The 25,716-nt window shown below is 68.7% G+C and carries 24 protein-coding genes; 14 read left to right on the top strand and 10 right to left on the bottom strand.

Features of this window, described 5'->3' with window-relative positions:
• Positions 1–144: 144 nt before the first annotated feature.
• The 5 genes from RMCN_RS21285 to RMCN_RS21265 all read right to left on the bottom strand — a co-directional run bounded on the left by RMCN_RS21285 (position 145) and on the right by RMCN_RS21265 (position 6,124).
• Positions 145–2,373 carry an AAA family ATPase gene (locus RMCN_RS21285; RefSeq protein ID WP_067393389.1) on the bottom strand — a complete coding sequence of 743 codons (2,229 nt, stop codon included), beginning with the start codon at positions 2,371–2,373 and terminating at the stop codon, positions 145–147.
• Entirely contained in the window at positions 2,366–3,226 is an 861-nt protein-coding gene (gene pssA, locus RMCN_RS21280; protein WP_064415705.1) for a CDP-diacylglycerol--serine O-phosphatidyltransferase, read from the bottom strand. Before pssA ends, RMCN_RS21285 begins: the two co-directional genes overlap by 8 nt.
• A complete protein-coding gene (locus RMCN_RS21275) occupies positions 3,223–3,951 on the bottom strand; it encodes a phosphatidylserine decarboxylase (RefSeq protein WP_067393387.1) in 729 nt (242 codons plus the stop codon). The genes pssA and RMCN_RS21275 overlap by 4 nt, the downstream gene beginning before the upstream one ends.
• A gap of 68 nt (positions 3,952–4,019) precedes the next feature.
• Positions 4,020–5,213, bottom strand: a complete 1,194-nt coding sequence (gene moeA, locus RMCN_RS21270; protein ID WP_067393385.1) for a molybdopterin molybdotransferase MoeA — start codon at positions 5,211–5,213, stop codon at positions 4,020–4,022.
• A complete protein-coding gene (locus tag RMCN_RS21265) occupies positions 5,213–6,124 on the bottom strand; it encodes an SDR family NAD(P)-dependent oxidoreductase (RefSeq protein WP_067393392.1) in 912 nt (303 codons plus the stop codon). The genes moeA and RMCN_RS21265 overlap by 1 nt, the downstream gene beginning before the upstream one ends.
• Before the next feature lie 55 nt (positions 6,125–6,179).
• Here RMCN_RS21265 and RMCN_RS21260 point away from each other — a divergent pair, with 55 nt between their 5' ends.
• The gene (locus RMCN_RS21260; protein ID WP_067393382.1) at positions 6,180–6,674 is read left to right on the top strand and encodes a PH domain-containing protein; all 495 of its coding nucleotides are present in this window, start codon (positions 6,180–6,182) and stop codon (positions 6,672–6,674) included.
• A 56-nt stretch (positions 6,675–6,730) separates the two neighbouring features.
• Positions 6,731–8,149, top strand: a complete 1,419-nt coding sequence (locus RMCN_RS21255) for a PH domain-containing protein (RefSeq protein WP_067393380.1) — start codon at positions 6,731–6,733, stop codon at positions 8,147–8,149.
• Here the strand turns inward: RMCN_RS21255 and RMCN_RS21250 are convergent.
• On the bottom strand, positions 8,059–9,486 hold the full coding sequence (locus RMCN_RS21250; RefSeq protein ID WP_084377638.1) for an FAD-dependent oxidoreductase: 1,428 nt from the start codon (positions 9,484–9,486) through the stop codon (positions 8,059–8,061). The genes RMCN_RS21255 and RMCN_RS21250 overlap by 91 nt on opposite strands.
• Before the next feature lie 153 nt (positions 9,487–9,639).
• Here RMCN_RS21250 and RMCN_RS21245 point away from each other — a divergent pair, with 153 nt between their 5' ends.
• From RMCN_RS21245 to RMCN_RS21235, 3 genes are read left to right on the top strand one after another with little or no spacing between them, the layout of a single operon-like run.
• On the top strand, positions 9,640–10,455 hold the full coding sequence (locus RMCN_RS21245; RefSeq protein ID WP_067393375.1) for an HAD-IIA family hydrolase: 816 nt from the start codon (positions 9,640–9,642) through the stop codon (positions 10,453–10,455).
• A 9-nt stretch (positions 10,456–10,464) separates the two neighbouring features.
• A complete protein-coding gene (locus tag RMCN_RS21240; RefSeq protein WP_067393372.1) occupies positions 10,465–10,731 on the top strand; it encodes an addiction module protein in 267 nt (88 codons plus the stop codon).
• A gap of 36 nt (positions 10,732–10,767) precedes the next feature.
• Positions 10,768–11,265, top strand: a complete 498-nt coding sequence (locus tag RMCN_RS21235) for an SRPBCC family protein (RefSeq protein ID WP_067393369.1) — start codon at positions 10,768–10,770, stop codon at positions 11,263–11,265.
• Positions 11,266–11,280: 15 nt separating this feature from the next.
• Here RMCN_RS21235 and RMCN_RS21230 read toward each other — a convergent pair whose 3' ends face one another.
• Complete coding sequence (locus tag RMCN_RS21230) at positions 11,281–12,978, bottom strand: DEAD/DEAH box helicase (RefSeq protein ID WP_064416504.1); 1,698 nt, start codon at positions 12,976–12,978, stop codon at positions 11,281–11,283.
• A gap of 221 nt (positions 12,979–13,199) precedes the next feature.
• Between RMCN_RS21230 and RMCN_RS21225 the strand changes: the two genes are divergently transcribed.
• Positions 13,200–15,740 carry an excinuclease ABC subunit UvrA gene (locus RMCN_RS21225; RefSeq protein WP_067393366.1) on the top strand — a complete coding sequence of 847 codons (2,541 nt, stop codon included), beginning with the start codon at positions 13,200–13,202 and terminating at the stop codon, positions 15,738–15,740.
• Here the strand turns inward: RMCN_RS21225 and RMCN_RS21220 are convergent.
• On the bottom strand, positions 15,730–16,239 hold the full coding sequence (locus RMCN_RS21220; protein WP_067393364.1) for a cupin domain-containing protein: 510 nt from the start codon (positions 16,237–16,239) through the stop codon (positions 15,730–15,732). The genes RMCN_RS21225 and RMCN_RS21220 overlap by 11 nt on opposite strands.
• 144 nt (positions 16,240–16,383) lie before the next feature.
• On the opposite strand from RMCN_RS21220, the gene RMCN_RS21215 reads away from it, so the two are divergent.
• Together RMCN_RS21215 and groL are read left to right on the top strand one after the other, a co-directional pair.
• Positions 16,384–16,947, top strand: a complete 564-nt coding sequence (locus RMCN_RS21215) for a TetR/AcrR family transcriptional regulator (RefSeq protein ID WP_067393361.1) — start codon at positions 16,384–16,386, stop codon at positions 16,945–16,947.
• Between the two features lie 190 nt (positions 16,948–17,137).
• Entirely contained in the window at positions 17,138–18,763 is a 1,626-nt protein-coding gene (groL, locus tag RMCN_RS21205) for a chaperonin GroEL (protein WP_064351252.1), read from the top strand.
• Between the two features lie 144 nt (positions 18,764–18,907).
• Here the strand turns inward: groL and RMCN_RS21200 are convergent, their stop codons facing one another.
• Positions 18,908–19,282 (bottom strand): hypothetical protein, encoded by a 375-nt coding sequence (locus RMCN_RS21200; RefSeq protein ID WP_067393358.1) that lies wholly within the window; start codon positions 19,280–19,282, stop codon positions 18,908–18,910.
• Between the two features lie 42 nt (positions 19,283–19,324).
• Between RMCN_RS21200 and RMCN_RS21195 the strand changes: the two genes are divergently transcribed.
• On the top strand, positions 19,325–20,149 hold the full coding sequence (locus RMCN_RS21195) for an SDR family NAD(P)-dependent oxidoreductase (RefSeq protein WP_067393355.1): 825 nt from the start codon (positions 19,325–19,327) through the stop codon (positions 20,147–20,149).
• A gap of 7 nt (positions 20,150–20,156) precedes the next feature.
• Here the strand turns inward: RMCN_RS21195 and RMCN_RS21190 are convergent, their stop codons facing one another.
• A complete protein-coding gene (locus RMCN_RS21190) occupies positions 20,157–21,881 on the bottom strand; it encodes an N-acyl-D-amino-acid deacylase family protein (protein ID WP_067393352.1) in 1,725 nt (574 codons plus the stop codon).
• 22 nt (positions 21,882–21,903) lie between these two features.
• Between RMCN_RS21190 and RMCN_RS21185 the strand changes: the two genes are divergently transcribed.
• The 5 genes from RMCN_RS21185 to RMCN_RS21165 are packed head-to-tail and all read left to right on the top strand — an operon-like array spanning position 21,904 to position 25,573.
• Positions 21,904–22,293, top strand: coding sequence for a VOC family protein (locus tag RMCN_RS21185; protein ID WP_067393349.1), 390 nt, complete (start codon positions 21,904–21,906; stop codon positions 22,291–22,293).
• Between the two features lie 17 nt (positions 22,294–22,310).
• Positions 22,311–22,826, top strand: coding sequence for a mycothiol transferase (locus RMCN_RS21180; RefSeq protein ID WP_064416512.1), 516 nt, complete (start codon positions 22,311–22,313; stop codon positions 22,824–22,826).
• Complete coding sequence (locus tag RMCN_RS21175) at positions 22,823–23,383, top strand: phosphatase PAP2 family protein (protein WP_084377636.1); 561 nt, start codon at positions 22,823–22,825, stop codon at positions 23,381–23,383. The genes RMCN_RS21180 and RMCN_RS21175 overlap by 4 nt, the downstream gene beginning before the upstream one ends.
• 25 nt (positions 23,384–23,408) lie before the next feature.
• Positions 23,409–24,002, top strand: a complete 594-nt coding sequence (locus tag RMCN_RS21170) for a TetR family transcriptional regulator (protein WP_067393347.1) — start codon at positions 23,409–23,411, stop codon at positions 24,000–24,002.
• A gap of 53 nt (positions 24,003–24,055) precedes the next feature.
• Entirely contained in the window at positions 24,056–25,573 is a 1,518-nt protein-coding gene (locus tag RMCN_RS21165) for an aldehyde dehydrogenase family protein (protein ID WP_067393344.1), read from the top strand.
• Positions 25,574–25,716: the final 143 nt, after the last annotated feature.

The following is a 25,716-nucleotide window of genomic DNA, read 5'->3' as shown; positions in this document are numbered from 1 at the left end:
CAACTCCCGACGCATCGACCGCGGATGCGGGTAACCACTAGGCATGAGCAACCTCCAAATCCAGGGATGTTGCACTGACCGTATGAATCTGCGACGCCGAATGTGTGCGGGTAATCCACGTTCGACGCAAGAAAGGTCAAGCGTTCAGCGCGACGCGTTGAACGCCCGCAGCGACTCGACCTGCGCGGCATCCAGCGACGGGCGCACCGCCTCGCGTGCGGCCGCGACGTCCGCGGCGGTGACGTCGGCGGCGTCGATCGAGCGCCGCATCGCGGTCAGCGCGGCCTCGCGCAGAAGCGCGACACAGTCGGCGGCGCTGTAGCCGTCGAGATCCGCCGCCAGCGCGTCGAGGTCGACGGCCTGCTCACCCTGTGAGGCCAGCGGAACGGACTTGCCCGCCGTCCGCAGGATCTCGCGACGGGCCTCGGCGTCGGGCGGTTCGACGAATACCAGCTTCTCCAACCGGCCGGGACGCAGCAGTGCCGGATCGATCAGATCGGGCCGGTTCGTCGCGCCGACCACGACCACGTCGCGCAGCGGTTCGATGCCGTCGAGTTCGGTCAGCAGCGCGGCCACGACGCGGTCGGTGACGCCCGAGTCGAAGCTCTGACCGCGCCGCGGCGCGAGCGCATCGATCTCGTCGAGAAACACCAGCGACGGCGCCGAGTCGCGGGCGCGCCGGAACAGTTCGCGCACGGCCTTTTCCGACGAGCCGACCCATTTGTCCATCAGTTCGGCGCCCTTGACGGCGTGCACCGACAACCGCCCCGAACTGGCCAGCGCCCGCACCACGAAGGTCTTGCCGCAACCGGGCGGCCCGTAGAGCAGCACACCGCGGGGCGGCGCCACGCCGAGCCGCGCGAAGGTGTCGGGGTGCTGCAGCGGCCACAGCACCGCCTCGGTGAGCGCCTGCTTGGTGTCGGCCATGTCGCCGACGTCGTCGAGCGTCACCGAGCCGACCGACACCTCTTCGGTGGCCGACCGCGACAGCGGGCGGATGACCGTCGTGGCGCCCAGCAGGTCGTCCTGGACCAGGGCGGGCGGCTCACCGTCGGCGCTGGCGCGCGCCGCCGCCCGCAACGCCGCCTCGCGGACCAGCGCGGCCAGATCAGCGACCACGAAACCCGGTGTGCGCTCGGCGATCTCGTCGAGGTTGAGATCCTTGGCCGGCACCTCGCGCAACAGCACCTCGAGCAGCTGCTTGCGGATCGCGCCGTCGGGCAGGCTCAGCCCGAGCTCGCGGTCACACAGGTCGGGTGCACGAAGCCGGGCGTCGACGTTGTCGGGCTGCTGTGACGTCGCGACGAACGCGACACCGCGGGTCGCGACCGCGTTGCGCAGTTCGGTGAGGATCAGCGTGGCCACCGGCTCTGCGTCGGCCGGCAGCAGAGCGTCGATGTCGGTGACCAACAGCACTCCGCCGCCGTCGCGCACGGTGGCCACCGCCGAGGCCACGCTCGCCTTCCGGTCCTCGGCGCGCAGCGAGCCGACCTCCGGTCCGTCGAGTTCGACCAGTCGCCGGTCGGCACAGACGGCGCGCACCAGCGCCGCCTTGCCGACACCGGCGGGGCCCGACACCAGAACACCGAGATTGGCTGTGGCGCCCAGTGTTTCAAGTAGCTCGGGCTGATCGAGCGCGAGCTTGAGCCATTCGGTGAGGCGCTGCGCCTCGGCTTGAGAACCCTTGAGGTCGTCGACGCTCAACGCCGGCTGCGATTTATCCGGTGTGGTCACCACCACCTGACCGGTCGCGGCGTCCGACGCCGGCGCGACGGATTCGGACGGTGCGCCGTCCGCCCAGCAGACCGCCGAATTGGGTTGCACGCTCACGGGTCCGGAGGGGTCGGTGCCGGTGACCGTCAACAATTCGGATGTCCAGGTGATGCCGACCGACGAGGCAAGCGCCGCGGTTGCGCGCGAGGACGGTATGTCGGGCCCCAGCTCCCGAGGCAGCAGCGACACCGTGTCGCCGACCGTCATCACCTTGCCCAGCAACGCTTGTCGCAGCGTGGCCGGCGAAATCGACTGGATGGCCAGCCGGGAGCCGGACAACGTCACCGACCGCGCGCCGTAAACCGTCACGGGTGCGACGAGAACGGTGGTGTCCTCCCGCAGCCCGGCATTCGACAGCGTGACGTCGTCGAGCAGCGCGGTGCCCGCGGGAACACCGGCAGGCGCCTCGGCGGCCACCGCGGCGGTGGTGCGCGAACCCGTCAGCGACACCGCATCCCACTCGCGAATACCCAGCGCGGCAATGGCTTCCGGATGCAGGCGAACCACACCCCTGCGTGAGTCGAGCGCCGAGGTGTTCAACCGCGCGGTCAGCGTGAGATGTGCGCGGGGAGCCGGCCGGTCGGCCTGCAGTTCAGTCATGTCGAGAGCCGGGTCGGCGCAGGCCCAGGCGCATCACCGACCGGCGGTGTGGCTGGGCCCGGCGGATGGCCCGGCGGGCGGCGCGCTGCTGGCGTGGTTTGTCATCCCAGACCTCGGGGTGCGCGGCCAAAAACCGGCGGGTGCGGATGGCGAACGGGATGTGCAGGACGTAAGCGGCGATAATGATCAGGATCACCAAGTAGCCGTAAAGGATCGCGGCGGCGACGCCGATCGCCACGAGCGCCAGCAGCGGCGCGACCATGTTGGGCGGCACCGAGAACGTGTGGATCTTGCGCATCGGGATCGTGCTGACCACCAGCACCGAGACGCCGAGCATCCAGATCACGACGGCGGGTTCGGAGGTCCACCAGCCGTCGCCGAACTGCATTTTGGCGGCCAGCGGACCGATCGCGCCGATCGCGCCCGCCGGGGCGGGCATGCCGACGAAGTACTTCTTCTCGTAGTCCGGTTTGTCGACATCGAGCATCGCGTTGAATCGGGCCAGGCGCAGTACGATGCACACCGCGTACACCAGCACCACGATCCAGCCGACCTCGGACTTGGACAACAGCGTCCCGTAGACGATGAAAGCCGGTGCGACGCCGAAGTTCACGGCATCGGCGAGCGAATCGATCTCCTCGCCCATCCGTGACGTCGCCCCCAGTGCGCGCGCGATGCGGCCGTCGAGCGCATCCAGTATCGCGGCGACCGCCAGGAACGCCATCGCCTCGGTCGGCCGGTCGTCCAGCGCCATCTTGACCGCGCTCAGCCCGAGACAGATTGCGGCGACCGTCATCGCGCTGGGCAGGATGCGCAGGCTGACGACGGAGCGCTTGATGCGGGGCCGGATCATGCCGGAGCCGCCCGGCCGGCGATATCGGGCTCCAGCTCGGCCAATACCGTCTCACCCGCCAACGCGCGCTGGCCCACCGTCACCAGGATGCGCGAGCCGGCAGGCAGGTATGTGTCCAACCGCGACCCGTAGCGGATCAGCCCGTACGTCTGCCCGATCGCGAGTTCGTCGCCGACCTGCGCCTCGCACACGATGCGACGCGCCACCAGACCGGCGATCTGTACGGCGATCACCTCGACGCCGTCGGCGGCGCGGATCAGCACGCTGTTTCGTTCGTTGTCCTCGCTGGCGGCTTCCAGCTCAGCCGAGCCGAACAAGCCCGGGCGATGCTCGACCGCGACGACCTCACCACTGATCGGGGCCCGCTGCACGTGAGCGTCGAAGACCGACAAGAAGATGCTGATGCGGGGCAATGGTGTTGGGGGTAAACCGAGTTCGGCCGGCGGCGCGGCTTCCTCGATCAGGCAGATCAATCCGTCGGCGGGGGCGACGACCAGGCCCGGCCTGGTGGGCGGTACGCGCGGCGGGTGGCGGAAGAACGCCGCGTTGGCCGCGGCCGACGCGAGCCCGGCGCCGCGTAGCCACCGGTTCCTGCTCCCGAGAGCGGCCAGCGCCAGGCTTGCGCCGACGAAGGGCAGCCCCGCCGGATGCATCGGCGGGATCGTGGTACGGGCCAGCGCCAAAAGCCGCGCGGGGCCGGATTTCAGGTCGGGGCGTCTGGCCATCGTCCCGCGATTCTACGGGCCGGGGCTCAATCGAGGCATGCGCCGCCTCGGCGCGGAGATTGCGGGGGTCAGGTCAGGTCCCACACCTGAACCGTCGACCCGGCCGGGAGTGCGTCGACATCCTCGGCGATCTCCAGCAGACAGTTCGCCGAGGCCAGCCACCTCAGGTGGTGCGAGGCGGGCGGGCCGTAGCTGGTCACCGTGCCAGCGGCGGCATCCAGCACGCCGCGGCGGAACTGGCGTTTCCCGCGTGGCGAGGTGAGGTCCTCGGTCAGCACGGCCGAGCGGCGGGGCCGGGCGGGGTTGGGCAGCCCCATCGCGGCGCGCAGCGGCGCCCGCAGGAACACTTCGAACGACACGAGCGCGCTGACCGGGTTGCCGGGCAGGGTCACGATCGGAACGCCGTCGACGACGCCGCAACCCTGCGGCATGCCCGGTTGCATGGCGACCTTGACGAACTCGACGCCTCCCGCGAGTGCGTCCTTGACGACTTCGTACGCACCCGCGCTCACCCCGCCCGTCGTGATGATCAGGTCGGCGTCACCGGTGTGCTCCGCCAGGGCCGCGCGGAAGGATGCGACGTCGTCGCCGGTCATGGGGGAGGCCACCACGTCGGCACCGGCGTCGCGCAGCGCCGCCGCGAGCATCACCGCGTTCGATTCGTAGATCTGACCGGGTGCCAGCGGTGTGCCGGGCGCGACGAGTTCGGTGCCGGTCGACATCACCAGCACGCGCTGGCGCGGTATCACGGTCAGCTCGGCAAGGCCCAGTGCGGCGGCCAATCCGAGTGCGGCCGGTGCGACGACCTGCCCGCCGCGCAGCACGGCCGTACCGGCCGTGACGTCCTCACCGGCGCGCCGGATGTGCTGGGCGTCTCTGGCGGCCGAGCGGATCTCCACGGTGTCGACCGCCGCATTCGTCGCCTCCACCGGCACCACCGCCGTCGCACCCGCCGGAAGCATCGCGCCGGTCATGATCCGGTGCGCCGTACCGGGTTTCAGTGTCAGAAGGTCGGTGCGGCCGGCGGGGATGTCCTCGGCCACGGGCAGCCGGACCGGGTTTTCGGGCGTGGCCGACGCCACGTCGTCGACCATGACGGCGTACCCGTCCATCGCGGAGTTGTCGAAGCCGGGCAGCGACAGCGGCGCGACGACGTCTTGCGCCAACACCAGGCCCAGCGCGTCGGCGATGGGCACGGCGACCGGTGAGCGGGCGGTGATCAACGCGGCGACCACGCGCTGATGTTCCTCGACGGTTCGCATCAGACGGGGTACGTGACGCCGGTCAGTTCCTCGGACATGTTCCACAACCGGCGCTGAATGTCTTGGTCGCGCGATTGTGCGCTCGAGGCAACGAGTTTCGGATGGCCCTTCACCTCGCCGATCCCGTCGGGGCCGTAGTACTGGCCACCCTGCGCATTCGGGTCGGTGGCCGCGCGAAGCGTCGGCAGCGCACCCTTGTCTGCGGGCTGGGTGAAGATCTTCCACACGATGTCCGGTACGAAAACCGGTATGTAGCGCATCAATTCGGTGTCTGAGAAGCCGGGGTGGGCGGCGGTCGCGATGGTCGGAGCGCCAGCGGCCGCCAGGCGCCGCTGCAGTTCGAAGGTGAACAGCAGGTTGGCCAGCTTGGACTGTCCATAGGCTTGCACCCTGTTGTATCCGGTCTCGAAGTGGGGGTCCTCGAAGCGGATTCGGGCCATGATCCGGTGGCCGACGCTGCTGACCGTCACGACACGTGACCCCTCGACGCTGCGCAGGTTGTCCAGCAGCAGGCCCGTCAACGCGAAGTGGCCGAGGTGGTTGGTGCCGAACTGCATCTCGAAACCGTCTTCGGTGGTCTCGCGGGTCGGCACGTACATCACGCCCGCATTGTTGATCAGCAGATCGATACGCGGGTGCGCGGCGCGCAGGTCGTCGGCGGCCCTGCGCACGCTGTCCAGCGAGGACAGGTCGAGTGCCTGCACGCTGACCGCGGTCTCGGGGTTCGACCTTTTGATGCGGTCGAGAGCCTCGTTGCCCTTGTCGAGGTTGCGCACCGCGAGCACCACCGTGGCGCCCGCGCCGGCCAGGGCGGCCGCGGTGTCATAACCGAGCCCGCTGTTCGCGCCGGTCACGATCGCGGTCCGCCCGGACTGGTCCGGAATGTCGGCCACGGTCCATTTGCTGCCCATGACGATCAACATACTCAGCGGCCGATGGGCTCGCGGTTACCTAGGCTGACCCCTGATGACCGATCTCGTGGATTTCTCGGACCCCGCGAACAAGCCGAGTCGCAAGGCCCCGCTGGTATGGGCGATCGGCGCGGCGATCCCGTGGTCGTTCCTGGTGCTCGGCCAACTGGTGTGGTACGCGGTCGACCCGCGCCCGTGGTGGGTGCATGCGCTCGCGGCGCTGGGCACGCTGCTCGGCATCCTGCTGTTCGTCGTCGTCGTCCCGTGGTGGCGCTACCGGGTGCACCGGTGGGCCATCGATCCGCGCGCGGTGTACACCCGCACCGGTTGGCTGACTCAGGAGCGCCGCATCGCGCCGATCTCGCGCGTGCAAACCGTCGACACCGAACGCGGTCCGCTGGACCGGTTGTTCGGGCTCGCCAACGTGACGGTGACGACCGCGTCGTCGGCGGGCGCGGTCCGCATCATCGCGCTGGACACCGAGGTGGCCGACGCGGTCGTCGCCCGGCTCACCGACATCGCCGCGCTGGGAACCGAGGACGCGACGTGACAGACGTCGGTTGGGCACAGCCCCCTGCCGAGCAGTGGCAGCGTCTGAGCCCCCGGATGCTGTTGGTGCACCCCGTGCACGAGGTGGTGCGCCAGATTCCGGTGATCGCAGGGACGCTGGTGCTCGGGACGGCGACCGGCAACCCGCTTCTGGCCGTTGCGGTATTGGGGATCACCGTCGCCGTCGGCCTGGCCCGCTGGTTCACCACCACCTACCGCGTCGGGCCGAGCGACGTGCAGTTGCGCACCGGTGTGTTGCAACGCAAGGTGCTCTCGGTGCCGCGCAACAGGATTCGGTCGGTATCCACCGACGCCCGACTGCTGCACCGGTTGCTGGGTCTGACGGTGCTGCGGGTCAGCACCGGCCAGGAGGCCAGGGGCGACGCCGCATTCGCGCTCGACGCCGTGCCCACCGACCAGGTCGGCAGGCTGCGCGCACTATTGCTGGCCGAATCCCTTGCGGCAGAGGAGGACAAGCCATCGGCGCCCGGTCGCGTGCTTGCGCGGTGGACGCCGTCGTGGTTGCGCTACAGCCCGCTGAGCTTCACCGGGCTGGCGATGATCGCCGCCGCGGTCGGCGTGGTGTATCAGGTGGGCGTCGACACCGGCGTGCACGAATCGGGCCTGGCCCAGTCGTGGCTCGACACGGCCAGGGGTCTCGGGGCGGCGGCGGGCATCGCGCTGGGGGCGACGGTACTGCTGCTGGCCTCCGTCGTGCTCTCGGTGCTGCAGTCGTTGTTGACCTACGGCAACCTCGAACTGCGACGCGACTTCGAGGTGCTGCATCTGAAGTACGGGCTGATTCGCATCCGCGAACACACTTTCGACATGCGCCGCCTGCGCGGGGGCACGCTGCGGGAACCGTTGCTGGTGAGGCTGTTCGGCGGCGCCCGCCTCGACGCCGTGATGACCGGCGTCGGCGGCGAGGGTGAATCGTCGTTGTTGTTGCCGCCCTGTCCCAAGCGCACCGCCGACGAAGTCCTGACGGGTCTGATCGAGCGCCCCGACGCGGTGACCGGGCCGCTTCGCGCACACGGCCCGGTCGCCTCTCGAAGGCGCTGGACCCGGGCGATGGCGCTGCCCGCTGCGGTGGCGGTGGCGCTGCTGGTGGCGCCGACCCTGGTCGCGTCGCCGCCGCTATGGGTGTGGGTGCTCTGGCTCCTGCTCACCGGGTGTTGCGCGCTGCTCGCGTTCGACCGCGCACGGTCGTTGGGGCACCGCGTTGGCGACGGTTGGTTCGTCGCGCGCACGGGGAGCCTGCAGCGCCGCCGCGACTGCATCGACGTCTCGGGCATCATCGGCTGGACCGTGCGGCAGACCTGGATGCAGCGGCGTGCGGGGGTGGCGACACTGGTGGCGGCGACGGCCGCCGGGGTCAAGCACTATCAGGTGATCGATGTACCCGCCGCACTGGCATGGTCGACCGTGGCGGAGGCGTCGCCGTGGGTGGCCGACACGGCTTGGATGCGACGATAACCGGACCCCTGGGCTCGCAGGACCCGCCACATGAACGAGGGTGAGAAGAGTTTCGCCGGCGGATCCACCATGCCGAGCACGCGCAGGAATCGCAGCGTGACGGCCTCGTCCGTCTCGCATGCCGTCAACACGCGGTCCAGGTAGGCGTTGCTGAGCCGTATCGACAGCGGCGCAGTCCCTTCGACTTCGGGCAACGCCAGATCCGATCCGACGGCGGTCTGCCACGCGATGCGGATCGGCTTGACGCTGGATCGGAAGAAGCGGCGGGCCAGATCGTCGTTGCCGTGCCGCAGGCAGTCTCGCAGCACGGTCGCCTCGACGGCCGCGACGGTCATGCCCTGTCCGTAGATCGGATTGAAGCTGCAAACCGCGTCGCCGAGCACCAGCAACCCGTCGGGTAACCGGCGCAGCTTGTCGTAGCGGCGCCAGCGGTTGGACGGCACCCGGTAGTTCACCACCGGCCCAAGGGGTTCGGCGTTCGCGAGGGCGGCTAACACATTTGCCGGCACGAAATCGGCTACGAAATCGCGCATTTCATCGGCCGTGTCCGGCACCTCGTGGCCCGCCATGGCTCCGATCGCGAACATCGTCGCGTCGTCCTCGTAGCACGCGGCCGCGAACATCCGGGGCCTGCCGTGCTCCGGCATGATCGCGATGAAGTGCTCCGCGATCGCGCCCGGCCTGATGCGCACCGGCTGGCAGGCATAAGTCAACCGCACAACCACTTCGTCCACCGGCGGCCGGTCATAGCCCAACTGCTCGAGGAACAACGGTGTGCGGGAGCCACGCCCGGTCGCGTCGACGACCAGGTCGGCGTCGAGCATCGACACCTCGCGGGTGTCACGGTCGATCACGTCAACACCCATGACCCGGCTACGGTCGGCGGTCGCCGACAGAGAGACCACGTCGTGGCGCTCCAGGATCGTCACGTTGGGAACGTCGCGCATGCGCCGCAGCACATGCCAATCCAGAAACGGCCGGCTCTGGAAGTAGAACGGCATCGAGTCGGGAGACGGGCATCGGCCAGATTGCACGAGCCGGTGACCACCGGGAGAGACGTAGAGCTTGGAGAAGTCGCCGTCCCACTTGACTGCGCCGTCCGCGACGAGTTCGTCGAGGATGCCAGGCAACAACTCCTCGAGCACCTGTGCTCCGCGCGCGAGCAGGGCGTGGATCAGCCTGCCCTGAGGGACTCCACGCCTGGGCGTCGGTTCGGTGGGCAGGGCATCTCGCTCTACCACGGTGACGGTCCGGTAGCTGTCCGCGAGCACTCTGGCGGCGAGCAGGCCCGCCATGCTCGCGCCGAGGACCACCGCTCGTTCGCCTACGACTGGCATCGCCCACCCCTCACCTCGAAATCTGTGGCCGTTATCGGCCCTGGTAAGGGATAGTTTTCGACGAGCGCCGACGGCGCACTAGCGTAGGCGACTACTCGAATTCGCGCGGCCTCCCCGATTTGCGCTGACGCATGCGCCGTTTACTGTCGGGCCATGGCTATCGGTGGGGTGCTGTTCGACATCGATGGCGTGCTGGTGACCTCGTGGCGCCCGATCGAAGGTGCGGCCCAGACCGTCGCGACGTTGACCGACAACCAGATTGCCTGCGCCTACCTGACCAATACGACGACCAAGACCCGCGTGCAGATCGCCGAACTGCTTTCCGCAGCGGGGATGGCCGTCCGCCCCGATGAGGTCATCACCGCCGCGGTGCTGACCGCGCAATACGTGCGCGACCGGTATCCCGATGCGCGGTGCTTCCTCGTCAACAGCGGGCAGATCGCCGAGGACATGCCCGGCATCGACATCGTCTATTCGCACGAGTACAGCGGTCCGCGCGCACCGGAGACCCCGGACGTCATCCTGCTTGGCGGTGCGGGCCCGGAGTACAGCCACCTGACGTTGTCGTGGGTCTACGACTGGATGGCCCACGGCGTGCCGGTGGTCGCGATGCATCGCAGCACCGCATGGACGACGACCGACGGGTTGCGCGTGGACACCGGCATGTACCTGCTCGGCATGGAGGAGACCTCCGGGCGCAAGGCCACCGCGGTCGGCAAGCCCGCCCCCGAGGGCTTCCTCGCCGCGGCGAGGCGGCTCGGGGTCGAACCCGACGAGATGTACATGGTCGGCGACGACCTCAACAACGACGTGCTGGCAGCGCAGGTGGTCGGTATGACCGGCGTGTTGGTGCGTACGGGCAAGTTCCGGCAGGATACGTTGGATCGTTGGGCGGCAGATGAATTCGCGATGCAACCGAATCATGTGATCGACTCCGTGGCCGACCTGCCGCAGCTTCTCGGACTGTAGGGGGCATCGATGTGGGAGCGGGTGCAGCAGATGTTGCTGCAGCGCGGTATCAACACCTACCTGGAGCTGATGCTGTGGATCACGTTGGTCTACATCGTGATCGGAGTCGTGTATGCGGCGTTTCACATCGAGCTGATCGGACAGCTCGAGGCGGCGCTGTCCGGCGACTTCACGATCTTCGCCAACATCGCGGCTCTGGTCGTGGCCGTCGTGCTGTGGCCGCTGCTGCTGATCAGCTCTTGGGTGTGTGGGGTGGCCGGGTGTGGGGTGTTCTGACGATGACTTTTCGGGCCCGCCGCGGTCTGTATCGACATGACAGAACAACGCGTCCACGCGACCACAACCGTCAACGCCCCGATCGAGACCGTGTTCGAGGTGCTCGCCGACCCGTCGACGCACCAGGCGATCGACGGCACCGGATGGGTACGCGAGCCGCTCGACGGTGAACGCCTGACCGGGGTCGGCCAGGTGTTCCGGATGGGCATGTACCACGACAACCATCCCGAGAAGTACTACGAGATGGCCAACCGGGTCGAGGTTCTCGACCGGCCGCGTGCCATCGCCTGGCAGCCGGGCCAGGGTCCCGAGCAGCGCGGTTATCTGATGAATGGCACCGAGCTGCAATGGGGCGGCTGGATCTGGCGATACGACCTCGAAGCTTCGGGGCCGGCGCAGACGGCGGTCACGCTGACCTACGACTGGTCGAACGTGGCGCCGCACATGCGCGACATCGAGTTCCCGCCGTTCGAGCCGCAGCACCTCGACAACTCGCTGAAGAACCTCGCTTCGATCGCCGAGGCGCGCGGCTAGGCCCACACGGGGTGGCTAGGACTGCAGCTTGCGTACCGCCTCGATGCGGGCGCGTAGCTGATCGGTCGTCGCCGCCGCGACCGCCGGGCCGCCGCAGATCCGGCGCAGTTCCTTGTGGATCCAGCCGTGCGGTTTGCCGGTGCGGTGATGTGCGATGGACACCAGCGTGTTGAGTTCCTTGCGCAGTTCGCGCAGTTGGCCGTGCGTGGAGACCCGCGGCACCTCACCGGAGGCGGTCTGACGGGTCAGTTGCTGTTCCTGCCTGTGCCGCAACAGGTCCCGCATCTGGTCGGGGGCGAGCAGGCCGGGAATGCCGAGGTAGTCGGCCTCGTCCTCGCTGCCGACGGCCGCCGCGGTGCCGAACGAGGAGCCGTCGAAGATCACCTGGTCGAGCTCGGCGTCGGCACCCAGCATCTCGAAGCCGTTGTCGGGCTCGCCCGGCTCGTCCTTCTTCTTGTTGGCGTCCTCGAGGGCCGCGTCGTCCCACTCGCCCTGCGACTCGCGGTGCGGTTTGCCGAGCACGTGGTCGCGCTGTGCCTCCATCTCGCTGGCCAGGTCGAGCAGCGCGGGCACCGACGGCAGGAAGATGCTTGCGGTCTCTCCGGGCCGCCGGGAGCGGACGTAGCGGCCGATCGCCTGGGCGAAGAACAGCGGGGTGGACGCGGATGTCGCGTATACGCCGACGGCCAGGCGGGGCACGTCGACGCCCTCGGAGACCATGCGCACCGCGACCAGCCAACGACTCGTGCCCGCCGCGTATTCGGCGATGCGGTCCGAGGAACCGGGGTCGTCGGACAGGACGAGCGTCGGCGCCTCGCCGGTCAGCGTCGTCAACACCTTGGCGTAGGCGCGGGCGGCCTTCTGGTCCGACGCGATCACCATCGCGCCCGCGTCGGGCACCCCGCCGTTGCGCAGCTGGCTGAGCCGGGTGTCGGCGGCCTGCAGCACCGCCGGGATCCACTCGCCGTTCGGGTCGAGTACCGTGCGCCAGGCCCGCGCGGTCTGCTCGGCGTTGAGCGGTTCGCCGAGCCGCGCCGAGTACTCCTCACCGGCACTGGTACGCCAGCGGGCCTCGCCGGAATAGGCCATGAACACCACGGGCCGCACCACGCCGTCGGCCAGCGCGTCGGAGTACCCGTAGACGTGATCGGCGCGCGAGCGCATCACCCCGGTGCCGTCGGGTTCGTAGGTGACGAACGGGATCGGGCTGTCGTCGCTGCGGAACGGGGTGCCGGTCAGCGCCAGTCGGCGGGTGGCGTCGTTGAACGCCTCGCGCATCGCCTCGCCCCAACTCTTCGCATCGCCGCCGTGGTGGATCTCGTCGAAGATGACAAGGGTGCGGTAGTTCTCGGTGCGCACCCGGTGCCGGGTGGGGTGGCTGGCCACCTGGGCATAGGTGACGACGACGCCGTGGTACTCCGAGGAGTGGTGCGCGGCGCTGTTGGAGAACTTCGGGTCCAGGGACAGGCCGAGCCTGGCGGCGGCCAGCGCCCACTGGATTTTGAGATGCTCGGTCGGCACGACGACGGTGACGCGCTCGACGGTGCCGTCGGCCAACAGCTCGCCGGCCACGCGCAGGGCAAACGTCGTCTTACCCGCACCCGGGGTGGCCACGGCGAGGAAATCGCGCGGTTTGGCGCCAAGATACCGCACCAATGCCCGACGCTGCCAGCCTCGCAAAGCCTGGGTGTCGGGCGCTGTGTCTGCCCGCACCCAAAGACTCCTCACTGATCGGACAGCAGCCTAACGCAACGGATTACGGCCGCGCATCTCTGTGTGGCGTGTCGCCGGACAGCCGGTGTGTCGAGCGTCGCCGGCGGCTGCGATCCACTTCTGAGCACCCAGCGGCCGACGGGGCGTCACGACCCGCAGGGACATGTCCTCCAGCAAACACGGTGCTTGTGGTGGCGCGACGTGGGTACTCTGCGCCAACCATGTCGGCAACCCCCACTGCGCCCAGCGACGACGACATCGATCCGTGCGTTCGTGTCTTCGGTACCCGCGTACACAACCTACGTGGCGTCGACGTCGCCGCACCGCGCGACGCGCTGGTGGCGTTCACCGGTATCTCCGGTTCCGGCAAATCGTCGCTGGCCTTCGGCACCATCTACGCCGAGGCGCAGCGCAGGTACTTCGAGTCGGTCGCCCCGTACGCGCGACGACTGCTGCTGCCGACCGGCGCGCCCAAGGTGGACGACATCACCGGGCTGCCCCCTGCCGTGGCGTTGCAGCAGCGCAGGGGGGCGGCCACGTCACGATCCACGGTCGGCACCGTCACCACCCTGTCCAACCTCCTGAGGATGCTGTTCTCCCGCGCCGGGACGTATCCGCGCGGCGCCACCGAACGACTCGACTCCGACGCGTTCTCCCCGAATACGGCCGTCGGTGCCTGCCCGAAGTGTCACGGCCTCGGCCGGATCCACGAGGTGACCGAGCAGACGCTCGTGCCGGATCCCTCGTTGACCATCCGCGAGGGCGCCGTGGCCGCGTGGCCGGGTGCCTGGCAGGGACAGAACCTGCGCGACATCCTCATCACGCTCGGGTTCGACATCGACAAGCCGTGGCGGAAACTGCCCAAGCGTCAACGTGATTGGATTTTGTTCACCGACGAGCAGCCGACCGTCGAGATCGATCCGAGCCAACATCCGGTCACCGCGGAGTACTACTACAACGGGACCTTCTCCAGTGCCGAACGTCACGTCAGGCACACGTTGGCGAACTCGCAGAGCGCGATGATGCGCCGCCGCGTGCTGCAGTACGTCGACAGCGTGGACTGCGGGTTGTGCCACGGCTCGGGCTTGCGGCCCGAGGCACTGAAGGTGACGTTCGCGGGTCGGACCATCGCCGACTATGTGGCGATGCCGCTGGTCGAACTCGCCGATGCGCTGCGACCGACCGCGTCCCGCACCGATGTCGCCCCCGCCTTCGAGTCGACAGAGTCCGGAGAGCACACCGAGGTTGCCACGATGATCGCCGCCGATCTGGTCGCGCGCATCGGCGTCCTCATCGACCTCGGCCTCGGGTATCTGACGCTGAACCGTCGCACCCCGACCGTGTCGCCGGGTGAACTGCAGCGGCTGCGACTGGCCACGCAGTTGCGAGCCGGATTGTTCGGGGTGCTCTACGTGCTGGACGAGCCGTCGGCCGGCCTGCACCCCGCCGATGCGGAGCCGCTGCTCGACGTGCTGGATCGCCTTCGGCGAGCCGGCAATTCACTGTTCATCGTCGAACACGACATGGACGTCGTGCGCCGCGCCGACTGGATCGTCGACGTCGGCCCCGGCGCGGGCGAGCTCGGAGGGCGGGTGCTCTACAGCGGGCCCGTCGACGGCCTGAAGGATGTCGACGGGTCGATCACGCGTCGCTACCTGTTCGATGCCGAGGCGCCCGAACCGCGGACCACCCGCGGGCCGTCGGCCTGGCTTCGATTGCGGGGTATCGGTTTTCACAACCTGCGCGGCGTGGACGTGGACCTGCCGCTGGGCGTCTACACCGCGGTCACCGGCGTCTCCGGCTCGGGGAAGTCGACGCTCGTGGTCAAGGTGCTCGGTGATGTGGTGAACCGTCATCTGGGCCGCGCCGTGGGCCTGGCCGAAAGTGACAGCGACAGCGATGATTCCGACGCCGAGGTTGTCGATCTCGATCGCGACGCCAGCATCGGGGTGACGGCCGAGGGCGTCGATGCGATCGATCGACTGGTCGCTGTCGACCAGCGGCCGATCGGGCGCACCCCGCGTTCGACCCTGGCGACCTACACCGGCCTGTTCGACGCCGTGCGACGGGAGTTCGCCGCGACCCCGGCGGCGCGTCGCCGGGGCTGGACGGCGGGCCGGTTCTCGTTCAACGTCGCAGAAGGCCGATGCGAGACCTGCCAGGGAGAGGGCTTCGTATCGGTCGAACTGCTGTTCCTGCCAGGCACTTACGCCACCTGCCCGACCTGCGGAGGCGCCCGCTACAACGAAGCCACGCTGCGGGTGCGCTACCGCGACCACACCATCGCCGACGTCCTGGCCATGACCGTCGACGAGGCCGCACAGTTTCTCGGGGACATCGCGGGCGCATCCCGCAGCCTGGCAACGCTGCGGGAGGTCGGGCTGGGATATCTGCGTCTCGGCCAGCCCGCCACCGAACTGTCCGGCGGGGAGGCCCAGCGCATCAAGCTGGCATCGGAACTGCAGCGGCCCCGTCGCGGCCACACGCTCTACGTCCTCGACGAGCCGACGACCGGCCTGCATCCGGCGGATGTGGATCTGCTCGACGGGCAACTGCATCGCCTTGTCGATGCGGGTAACACGGTGGTGGTGGCCGAACACGACATGCGGATGGTCGCCGGGGCGGACTGGGTGATCGACCTCGGACCGGGTGCGGGACACGACGGCGGCCGCGTCGTCGCGGCGGGCACACCGCACAAGGTGAGTCGGGCGAAGGGCAGCCGAACGGCGCCGTATCTGGCCGCGCGGCTGGTCACTCGATGAAGAAGTTGTCGTTGCGGATGAACCACGTCCGGCGCTCGTCGTCGGTCAAGTCGCCCAATGCGGCGAAACCCTCGAAATAATGCTCGCGCGGCGCGCCGGGAGCGAACAGCATCAACAGCGACGTCGGCGCATCGGCCTCGTTGCGGAAGCCGTGGATGCCCCCGGGCGGCACGTAGAAGAAGTCGTTGGGATTGCCGTCGAGCCACTCGGTGCCGTTGTAGAGCCGCACGGTCCCCGACAGCACGAAGAAGGCCTCCGAGATCGCGCGGTGAAAGTGGGGTCCCGGTCCGCCGCCGTTCGGTGCGATGTCGACGCGGTACAGCCCGTAGTCGCCCTCGGTGGCGTTCTGGTCGGCGAGGTAGTGGTACTTCACGAGCCCGAACGAGTCGTAGTCGGCTGGCTCGGTGCCGCGTCGCACCCAGGCGCTGGCCTCCGGTTCAGGCGCGGTGTATCGCGGAGGTGGGTAGGGCGGCACCTGGCGGGGATCGACGAGCGACATCCCTACCCACCCTGCCACTGTCCGACCGTCGTGGATACCGGGTTTGTGATGGCATGACCCCCTCCTCGGTACAGTGTTAACCGGAGCGGGCACTCCGGTTCCTTGCGATATGCGGAACGAACGCCCCATCCCCGAGGTGATGATGTGAGTGCGATCGACCGACCCCTACGCGCCGATGCCCTGCGCAATCGTGCCCGCGTGCTGGAGGTCGCCTACGACGCCTTCGCGGCCGACGGGCTATCGGTGCCCATCGACGAGATCGCCCGCCGCGCCGGCGTCGGCGCCGGAACGGTGTACCGCCACTTCCCGACCAAGGTGGACCTGTACCGCGCGGTCGTCGAGAACCGGATCGAGAGCCTCGTCGCGGAGGGACGGACCCTGACCGAGGGCGTGCCGCCCGGGGAGGCGCTGTTCGTCGTGCTGCGCTCGCTGGTCCTGCACTGGGGAGCGGCCGATCGCGGCCTGAAGGACGCCATCGCGGGGGAGGGTATCGACGTCGCGGAAGTCATCCCGCAGACCGAGCGGACCTTCCTCGAATTCCTCGCCGGCCTGCTGAAGGCGGCCCAGGACGCCGGGACCGCGCGGCGCGACGTCGACGTGCGCGACGTGAAGGCGATCCTCGCCGGTTGCTTCGCGATCCAAGACGCCAGCCCCGAGCAAGCCCAGCGGCTCACCGAGGTGGTGCTGGACGGCCTGCGAGCGGCCTGAACGGGTCGCATGCGATCTTGCACTCGCCATGCCCGAGTGCTAGAAAGGCAGTTGGCACTCGCGACCGGCGAGTGCTAGGTCGGGCCGGTGAGGCAGGGGCCGCACCTGCGGGAGCACACCCCAGCCGTCCGTCGCGGGCACTGCACCCGACCGCAGACGTGCCATCCCCAATCCGGAGGAACACTTCGCAATGGCCAAGACAATTGCGTATGACGAAGAGGCCCGCCGCGGCCTCGAGCGGGGCCTCAACAGCCTCGCCGACGCGGTAAAGGTGACGCTGGGCCCCAAGGGTCGCAACGTCGTCCTGGAGAAGAAGTGGGGCGCCCCCACGATCACCAACGATGGTGTGTCCATCGCCAAGGAGATCGAGCTGGAGGACCCGTACGAGAAGATCGGCGCTGAGCTGGTCAAGGAAGTCGCCAAGAAGACCGACGACGTCGCCGGCGACGGCACCACCACCGCCACCGTGCTGGCCCAGGCGCTCGTGCGCGAGGGTCTGCGCAACGTCGCGGCCGGCGCCAACCCGCTCGGCCTCAAGCGCGGCATCGAGAAGGCCGTCGAGAAGATCACCGAGACGCTGCTGAAGTCGGCCAAGGAGGTCGAGACCAAGGACCAGATCGCCGCCACCGCCGCGATCTCGGCCGGCGACACCCAGATCGGTGAGCTGATCGCCGAGGCCATGGACAAGGTCGGCAACGAGGGTGTCATCACCGTCGAGGAGTCCAACACCTTCGGCCTGCAGCTCGAGCTCACCGAGGGCATGCGCTTCGACAAGGGCTACATCTCGGGTTACTTCGTGACCGACGCCGAGCGTCAGGAAGCGGTCCTCGAGGACCCGTACATCCTGCTCGTGTCGTCCAAGGTGTCGACCGTCAAGGATCTGCTGCCGCTGCTGGAGAAGGTCATCCAGTCCGGCAAGCCGCTGCTGATCATCGCCGAGGACGTCGAGGGCGAGGCCCTGTCCACGCTGGTCGTCAACAAGATCCGCGGCACCTTCAAGTCCGTCGCCGTCAAGGCCCCGGGCTTCGGTGACCGCCGCAAGGCGATGCTGCAGGACATGGCCATCCTCACCGGTGGTCAGGTCATCAGCGAAGAGGTCGGTCTGTCGCTCGAGACCGCCGACGTCTCGCTGCTGGGCAAGGCGCGCAAGGTCGTCGTCACCAAGGACGAGACCACGATCGTCGAGGGCGCCGGTGACTCCGACGCCATCGCCGGCCGCGTGGCTCAGATCCGCGCCGAGATCGAGAACAGCGACAGCGATTACGACCGCGAGAAGCTGCAGGAGCGCCTGGCCAAGCTGGCCGGCGGTGTTGCGGTGATCAAGGCCGGCGCTGCCACCGAGGTCGAGCTCAAGGAGCGCAAGCACCGCATCGAGGACGCCGTCCGCAACGCCAAGGCGGCCGTCGAGGAGGGCATCGTCGCCGGCGGTGGCGTGGCCCTGCTGCAGGCCTCCCCGGCGCTGGACGAGCTCAAGCTGGAGGGCGACGAGTCCACCGGTGCGAACATCGTCCGCGTGGCGCTAGAGGCTCCGCTGAAGCAGATCGCCTTCAACGGTGGCCTGGAGCCCGGCGTGGTGGCCGAGAAGGTCCGCAACTCGGAGAAGGGCGTCGGCCTCAACGCCGCGACCGGCGAGTACGAGGACCTGCTCAAGGCCGGCGTCGCCGACCCGGTCAAGGTGACGCGTTCGGCGCTGCAGAACGCGGCGTCCATCGCGGCGCTGTTCCTGACCACCGAGGCTGTCGTCGCCGACAAGCCGGAGAAGGCGGCCGCTGGTCCGGCCGACCCGACCGGCGGCATGGGCGGCATGGACTTCTAAGTCCCGGTCATTACGGAAAAGCCCGGCTCCTCACAAGGGGGCCGGGCTCTTTCGTTTCCTCGCCGAACGTGGGTTACCCGCACGCGATTTCGCCGCGAACCGTGACACAAGCCCACCCTCGGCGCGGGGTGTGGGCGACGGGGGTCACTCCTTGAGCGGCACGCAGTCGTGCAGGCAGTCCGGGCTCGTCGACGGCGACTCCGGCGTGGCCTTGCGATGCAGTACCGCGCGCGACGGCTGGACCGACAACGCCTCGCCGGCCCGGTGCGCCTGGCCGTCGACGATCAGCGAATATCCACCAGGCTCGCTCGGCGGCCAGACGATGGTGACGTCACCGTGGCGGTCGGTGTTCTCCCGTGTGTGCCGACCGACGGTGCCGACGTCGAACCTGCCGTCGCGCAACACCGGATCGACGGCGACGGTGTGCGCGCGGTAGTCGTCGCCGACGGAGATCAGATAGGCGAAACCGAAGTCGGCCAGTACGTCGGTCAACCGGTCGAGATCCACCTTCACGCTCATAGGGCGAGAATACGTCCGCGCTGCGGCGCGTTAGGTTCGTGTATGCCTTTACCGCAGCCTTCGTCCACCACCACAGCCGTCGTCACCGGGGCTTCGGCGGGCATCGGCGCCGACATCGCCCGCGAGCTGGCCGCGCGTGGCCACGGCGTCACCCTCGTCGCCCGCCGCGAGGACCGGTTGCGGGACCTGGCCACCGAACTCGGCGACACTGTCCGCGCCGAGACCATCGCGTGCGACGTCGCCGACCCCGACGCCCGGGCGGTCCTCTTCGACCAGATCGCCGACCGCGGGCTGACCGTCGACATCCTCGTCAACAACGCGGGGATCGGCACGATCGGATCAGTGACGAAATCGCCTGTGGCCGAGGAGATCGCTCAGGTACGCGTCAACGTCGAGGCCGTCATCGACCTCACCACCCGCGCGGTCCAGCAGATGGTGCCCCGCGGTCGCGGCGCGATCCTCAACGTCGGGTCCACCGCCGGCTATCACGGGTTCCCCGGCCAGGCGGGCTACGCGGGAACGAAGGCGTTCGTCAAGACCTACACCGAAGGTGTGCGGGCCGAACTGGAGGGCACCGGCGTCACCGTCGCGATGCTCGCGCCCGGGCCGGTGCGCACCGAGTTCCTCCGGGCGGCCGGCATGGACGAGCGCGCTTTCGCGGCGGCTTTCCCCAAGTTCATGTGGCTGCCGTCGCGCGAGGTGGCCAGGATCGGCGTCGAGGCGCTCGAACGCGACCGCGGCTCCGTGATCGCCGGACGCCAGAACGTGCTGAGTACCCGCCTGCTACAAGCGTTCCCGCGCCAGTTGCTACTCAGGACGCTCAGCCGTCAGCACCCCGCGCTGCGCCGCGACCGCTCAGCGGTCTGACAGCGGGTCATGCGGTGGGCGCGGGTCGACGGCCCCGGATCAGCTTGCCGGGACGCGCGTCGGTGGGAGTCCCGTTCTCGGCGATGATCTCGCCGGACACCACGGTCGCGACGTATCCCTCGGCGCTTTGGTCCAGACGCCGGCCTCCAGCGGGGAGGTCATAGGCGATCACCGGCCGGTGCAGGCGCAGGGCGTCGTGGTCGATGACGTTGAGGTCGGCCTTGTACCCGACGGCGATCCGGCCGCGATCGGCCAGGCCGGCGACCCGGGCCGGCACCGAGGTCAGTTCGCGCACCGCCTCGGCGACCGCCAGCCGGCCGGCCGCGCGGTCCCGCGACCAGTGCGTCAGCATGTACGTGGGAAAGCTTGCGTCGCAGATCATTCCGTAGTGCGCGCCGCCGTCACCGAGCCCGAGCACCACATCATCGCGACGGATCAGCTCTGCGACCGTGTCCAGGGTTCCGTCGCGGAAGTTGGCCAGCGTCACCAGAAGCATGGCGTGACCGTCGTTGTCGAGCAGCCGGTCGTAGGCCTCCTCGAGCGGGCTCACGCCCCTGGCCCGGGCGCGGCTCGCAATGCTTTCGGACTGCGGCGGTTCGTAGTTCGGTGGATCGCTGAGCGGGAACATCCACTCGAACGCCTGCGCCGCGAACATCAGCGGGTGACCCTCTCCCGCCGGTTGATCCGACAGAATCCGTTGCCGCACCTCGGGTTTACGCATCTCGGCGACACGTTCGGCCAACGGTAAGGAGGCCAGCTCCTGATAGCTCGGGTACATCACGAACGGATTGCCCGACAGTTCCAGGCCCAACACCAACCCGATCGGCCGGGGGAAGATCTGCGCGGTGATCTCGCCGCCGTCGATGTTGGCCTTCTCGACCATGGTCAGCGCGTCGAGGAAGAACGGGTCACCGGCGTTGCCGATCGCCAACGTGAACGTCACGGGCAGGCCGACCTCGGCGGCGACCTCGAACACCGTCCGCAGCACGGGTTCGTAGTCGCCGGCCACCAGATCGGGCACGAACTGGATCAGCCCGCCACCGGCGTCGTCGACTCCGCGGGCGATGGCCTCGATCTCGGCGCGATCGGCGTCATAGCTGGGAATCGGCCGCCCGCTCTCGGTCTTGTGCAGCGTGAACCGCGACGACGCGAAGCCCAGCGCGCCGGCCTGAACGGCTTCGGCGGCGAGTTTGCGCATCATCGCCAGGTCCTCGGCGGTGGCCGGTTCGCGGTCGACACCGCGCTGCCCCATCACGTACACCCGCAGTGGCGAGTGCGGCAACAGCGCTGCCACATCAATGTCTCGATGCCGCGTTTCCAAGGCGTCGAGGAACTCCGGGAACGTCTCCCAGTGCCACGGCAGGCCGTCGACCATCACCACACCGGGGATGTCCTCGACCCCGGCCATCACGTCGACGAGTACGTCGTGGTCCTCGGGCCGGCACGGCGCGAAGCCCACCCCGCAGTTGCCCATCACCACGGTGGTCACACCGTGCGCCGATGACGGGGTCAGCCGGTCCGACCAGATGGCCTGGCCGTCGTAGTGGGTGTGCAGGTCGACGAAACCGGGGGTGACCAGGAGGCCCGCCGCATCGATCTCCCGCGTGCCGGGCTCGTCGACCTGCCCGATGGCCGCTATCACTCCTGCCGAAACCGCCACGTCGCCGACGAACGGCTCACCTCCGAGGCCGTCGACGATGGTGCCGCCCCTGATGACGAGTTCGTATGTCATACGTCGAATCTACGATGTGCCCGTGATCGATCACTTCGGAATCAACTGCGCGGACTTCCAGAGATCGAAGGCGTTCTACGACACGGTCCTGGGCGTGCTCGGCTACAGCCGCCAACTCGACTATCAGGTCGCCATCGGCTACGGCCGCGACGGCAAACCCGACTTCTGGATCGCGGATATGAACGCCGGTGACGCGGCGGGTCCCAACCGCGAGGTGCACTTCGCGTTCCAGGCCGCCGACACCGATGCCGTGGAGGCGTTCTACGACGCCGCGGTCCAGGCCGGCGCAGAGTCGCTGCACGCCCCGCGGCTGTGGCCGGAGTATCACCCCGGTTACTACGGCGCCTTCGTCCGCGATCCGGACGGCAACAACATCGAGGCCGTCTTTCACGGGGCGCGACCACCGGACTGACGTATACCGTCGAGGCCATGGCTGACTCAGACGTGGCTGTGGCCCGTGAGATTCTGCGCGACGCGTTCACACGGCTCAGCGAGCACGTGGAGAACCTCACCGACGGGCTGACCGACGAGACGGCGTTCTTTCGTCCCACGCCGACCGCCAACAGCATCGCGTGGTTGGTGTGGCACAGCGCCCGTCAACAGGACCTTCAGCTCGCCGACCTCGCCGGCACCGAGCAGGTCTGGTTGCGCGACGGGTGGGTCGACCGGTTCGGGCTCGACCTGCCCCGCGAAGACATGGGTTACGGGCACAGCCCCGAGGAGGTGGGCCGCGTCCGCGCCCCGGCGGATCTGCTCGCGGGCTACGCGCACGCCGTGCACAAGGCGACGCTGGAGTACATCGCGTCGGTCACCTCCGAAGAACTGAGCCGCGTCGTCGACGAGAACTGGGACCCACCGGTGACGGCGAGCGTGCGGCTGGTGAGCATCATCGACGACGGCGCCCAACACCTCGGCCAGGCGGCCTACATCCGCGGAATCACGTGACCCGGTGGTGGCCGGCGCTCGCGCTGGGGGCGATGCTGCTGCTCGGCTGGGTGGTCGGCAAATCCTCGACGCCGGTCGACGCGTGGTTCCAGGATTTGGGCGACACCCCGGTGCGGCGCCTGGCCGTGATCGCTGACACCCGCGTGCTGTTCGCCGCGGCTGTCGTGGTTCTTGCCGCGGCGTGCCTGCAACGCCGGTGGTGGCTGGCGCTGGTGACTGTCGTCGCGCCGGTGGTCGGAATCGCCGCCGTCCGGGTGCTCAAACCGATCTTCGGCCGGGAGAAGGGAGGTGGGCTCGCCTATCCGAGTGGACATCTCACCGCGACGACCATCGTGTGGGGGCTGGCCGTTGTGGTGGCCGGTGCGGCCTGGTGGGTCGTGGTGACCGCGGTTCTCGCCGTGGCGCTGGCGATGCTCGGAGTCGCCGTCACCTTCCACTACTTCACCGACGTGGTCGGCGGCGTTCTGCTCGGCTGGGCGGTCGTGTGGGCCGCCGCGCTCATCGCCCGGCGCGACCACAGCGGGGTGCGCGATCCCTCGGCGGCCTCACCTGGCTAACTCGACGCGATGCAACAATTGGGTGATGGCGTTGTCTGATAAGCCTTTGGGCTTGCGCGAGCGAAAGAAGCTTCGAACCCGCGCGACGATCCGACGTGAAGCGTTTCGGCTGATCCAGGAGCGGGGCTACCAGGCCACCACCGTCGAGCAGATCTCCGCTGCCGCCGACATCTCGCCGCGTACCTTCTCCCGCTACTTCCCGACCAAAGAAGCGGTGCTGATCTCCGATGACCACATCCCGCCGATCATCGACGCGTTCGTCGCCGCGCCCGCGGACATGTCAGTCATCGACGCCTACCGGCACGCCGTCGAGACCACGTTCAACTCGCTGACCGCCGAGCAGCGCGAAGAGGCGATCATCGGACAGCAGCTGATGTACACCGTGCCCGAGGTGGCCGGTCTGCTCTACGCCGAATATGTCCGGTTGATCGGCCTGATCGAAGAGGCGCTGACCAAACGTCGCGGCGCGCCGACCGCCCCCCTCGAGCGGCGCGTGCTGGCCGGAGCGATCGTCGGCGTGCTGATCAGCGCATCTCACGGCACCCCGCTACCCGGTGACCCGATCTCGGACAGCCTGCAGGCGCTCGACCGGATCATGAACAGGCCCCCGCAAACTTGACACCTGTCAACCCCCGTGCGATCTAGATCACACACGACGGTTAGCATGGGGTCATGACTGCGACGTCCGACGTTGAGCTGCCCGAGACCAGCACAATCCGCAATCCCGCGACCGGAGCCGTCGCGGGCACCGTGCGATGGACCGATCCCGCCGACGTGCCGCGCATCGCGGCCGGCCTGCGCGAGGCGCAGCGGCAGTGGGAGGCCCGCGGCGCCAAGGGCCGGGCCAAGGTGCTGGCCCGCTACGCCATCTGGCTCGGCGAGCTCCGCGACGAGATCGAGTCGCTGCTGATCAAGGAGACCGGCAAGTCAGCCGTCGACGCGGCGCAGGAAGTGCCGCTGCTGATCATGATCGCGTCGTACTACATCAAGACCATGGACAAGGCGCTGGCGCCCGAGAAGCGTCCCGCTCCGCTCCCGTTCCTGTCGATCAAGAAGATCGAGGTGCACTACCGGCCCCGCCCCGTAGTGGGGATCATCGCGCCGTGGAACTATCCGGTGGCCAATGCCCTGATGGACGCCATCGGTGCGCTCGCGGCGGGCTGCGCCGTGCTGCTCAAACCGTCGGAGCGCACGCCGCTGACGGCCGAGCTGCTGCTGCGCGGCTGGCTGGACTCGGGGGCGCCGGAGGTGCTGGCGTTGGCGCAAGGCGCCCGTGAGGTCTCCGAGGCCGTCATCGACAACGCCGACTTCATCCAGTTCACCGGCTCCAGCGCCACGGGTGCGAAGGTCATGGAGCGCGCCGCTCGCCGGCTCACCCCGGTCAGCCTCGAACTCGGCGGCAAGGACCCGATGATCGTGCTCGAGGACGCCGACATCGACCTGGCCGCGCACGCCGCGGTGTGGGGTGCGTTCTTCAACGCCGGGCAGACGTGTGTGTCGGTGGAGCGCGTGTACGTGCTCGAATCCGTCTACGACGAGTTCGTCGCCGCGGTGGTGCGCGACGTCGAGAAGCTCAAGATGGGTGCGGGCGAAGGCTTCGACTTCGGTTCGATGATCGACGAGTCGCAGGTCGCCGTCGCCGCCCGGCACGTCGACGATGCGCTGGCCAAGGGTGCGCGGGCGTTGACCGGCGGTAAGCGGCCCGAGGGCGAAGGCAGCTTCTATCCACCCACGGTCCTCGTCGACGTGGACCATTCGATGCTCTGCATGACAGAGGAGACGTTCGGGCCGACGCTGCCGATCATGAAGGTCGCCAGTGTGGACGAGGCCATCCGGCTGGCCAACGACAGCCCGTATGGGTTGAGCGCCGCGGTGTTCTCCAAGGACATCGAGCGGGCCAACGACATTGCGGTCGAACTGGATTGCGGTGCCGTCAACATCAACGACGTCATCTCGAACCTGATGTGCACGACGGCGCCGATGGGCGGGTGGAAGACGTCGGGTCTGGGCGCGCGGTTCGGCGGGGCGGAGGGCTTGCGCAAGTACTGCCGCCAGGAGGTCGTGGTCGCGCCGCGAACGAATGTCGGTGCGGGCGGCAATTACTACAACAATTCGCCCAAGGCGCTGAAGCGGATGAACACGTTGATGACGAAGCTGGCGCTGATCACCCCGAAGCGGGCCGCCAAGTAGCGACCTTCGCGCCATCGCGTCGAGGCTACGGTTTCTGAGGCGGTTACTCGCTTCGGTTCAGGGGGTCGATGCAACAGCACTCGTTTTGATTGAGGAGTGTTGTTGTGCCGCTTCCACCTCTTGCCTTTGTTGTGCGCGAGTTT

Origin of the sequence: Mycolicibacterium novocastrense (assembly GCF_001570485.1) — a bacterium.
GTDB classification, from domain to species: Bacteria; Actinomycetota; Actinomycetes; order Mycobacteriales; family Mycobacteriaceae; genus Mycobacterium; species Mycobacterium novocastrense.
The sequence above is the reverse complement of the archived record's forward strand: the minus strand, read 5'-3'. Positions and strand labels throughout refer to the sequence as shown.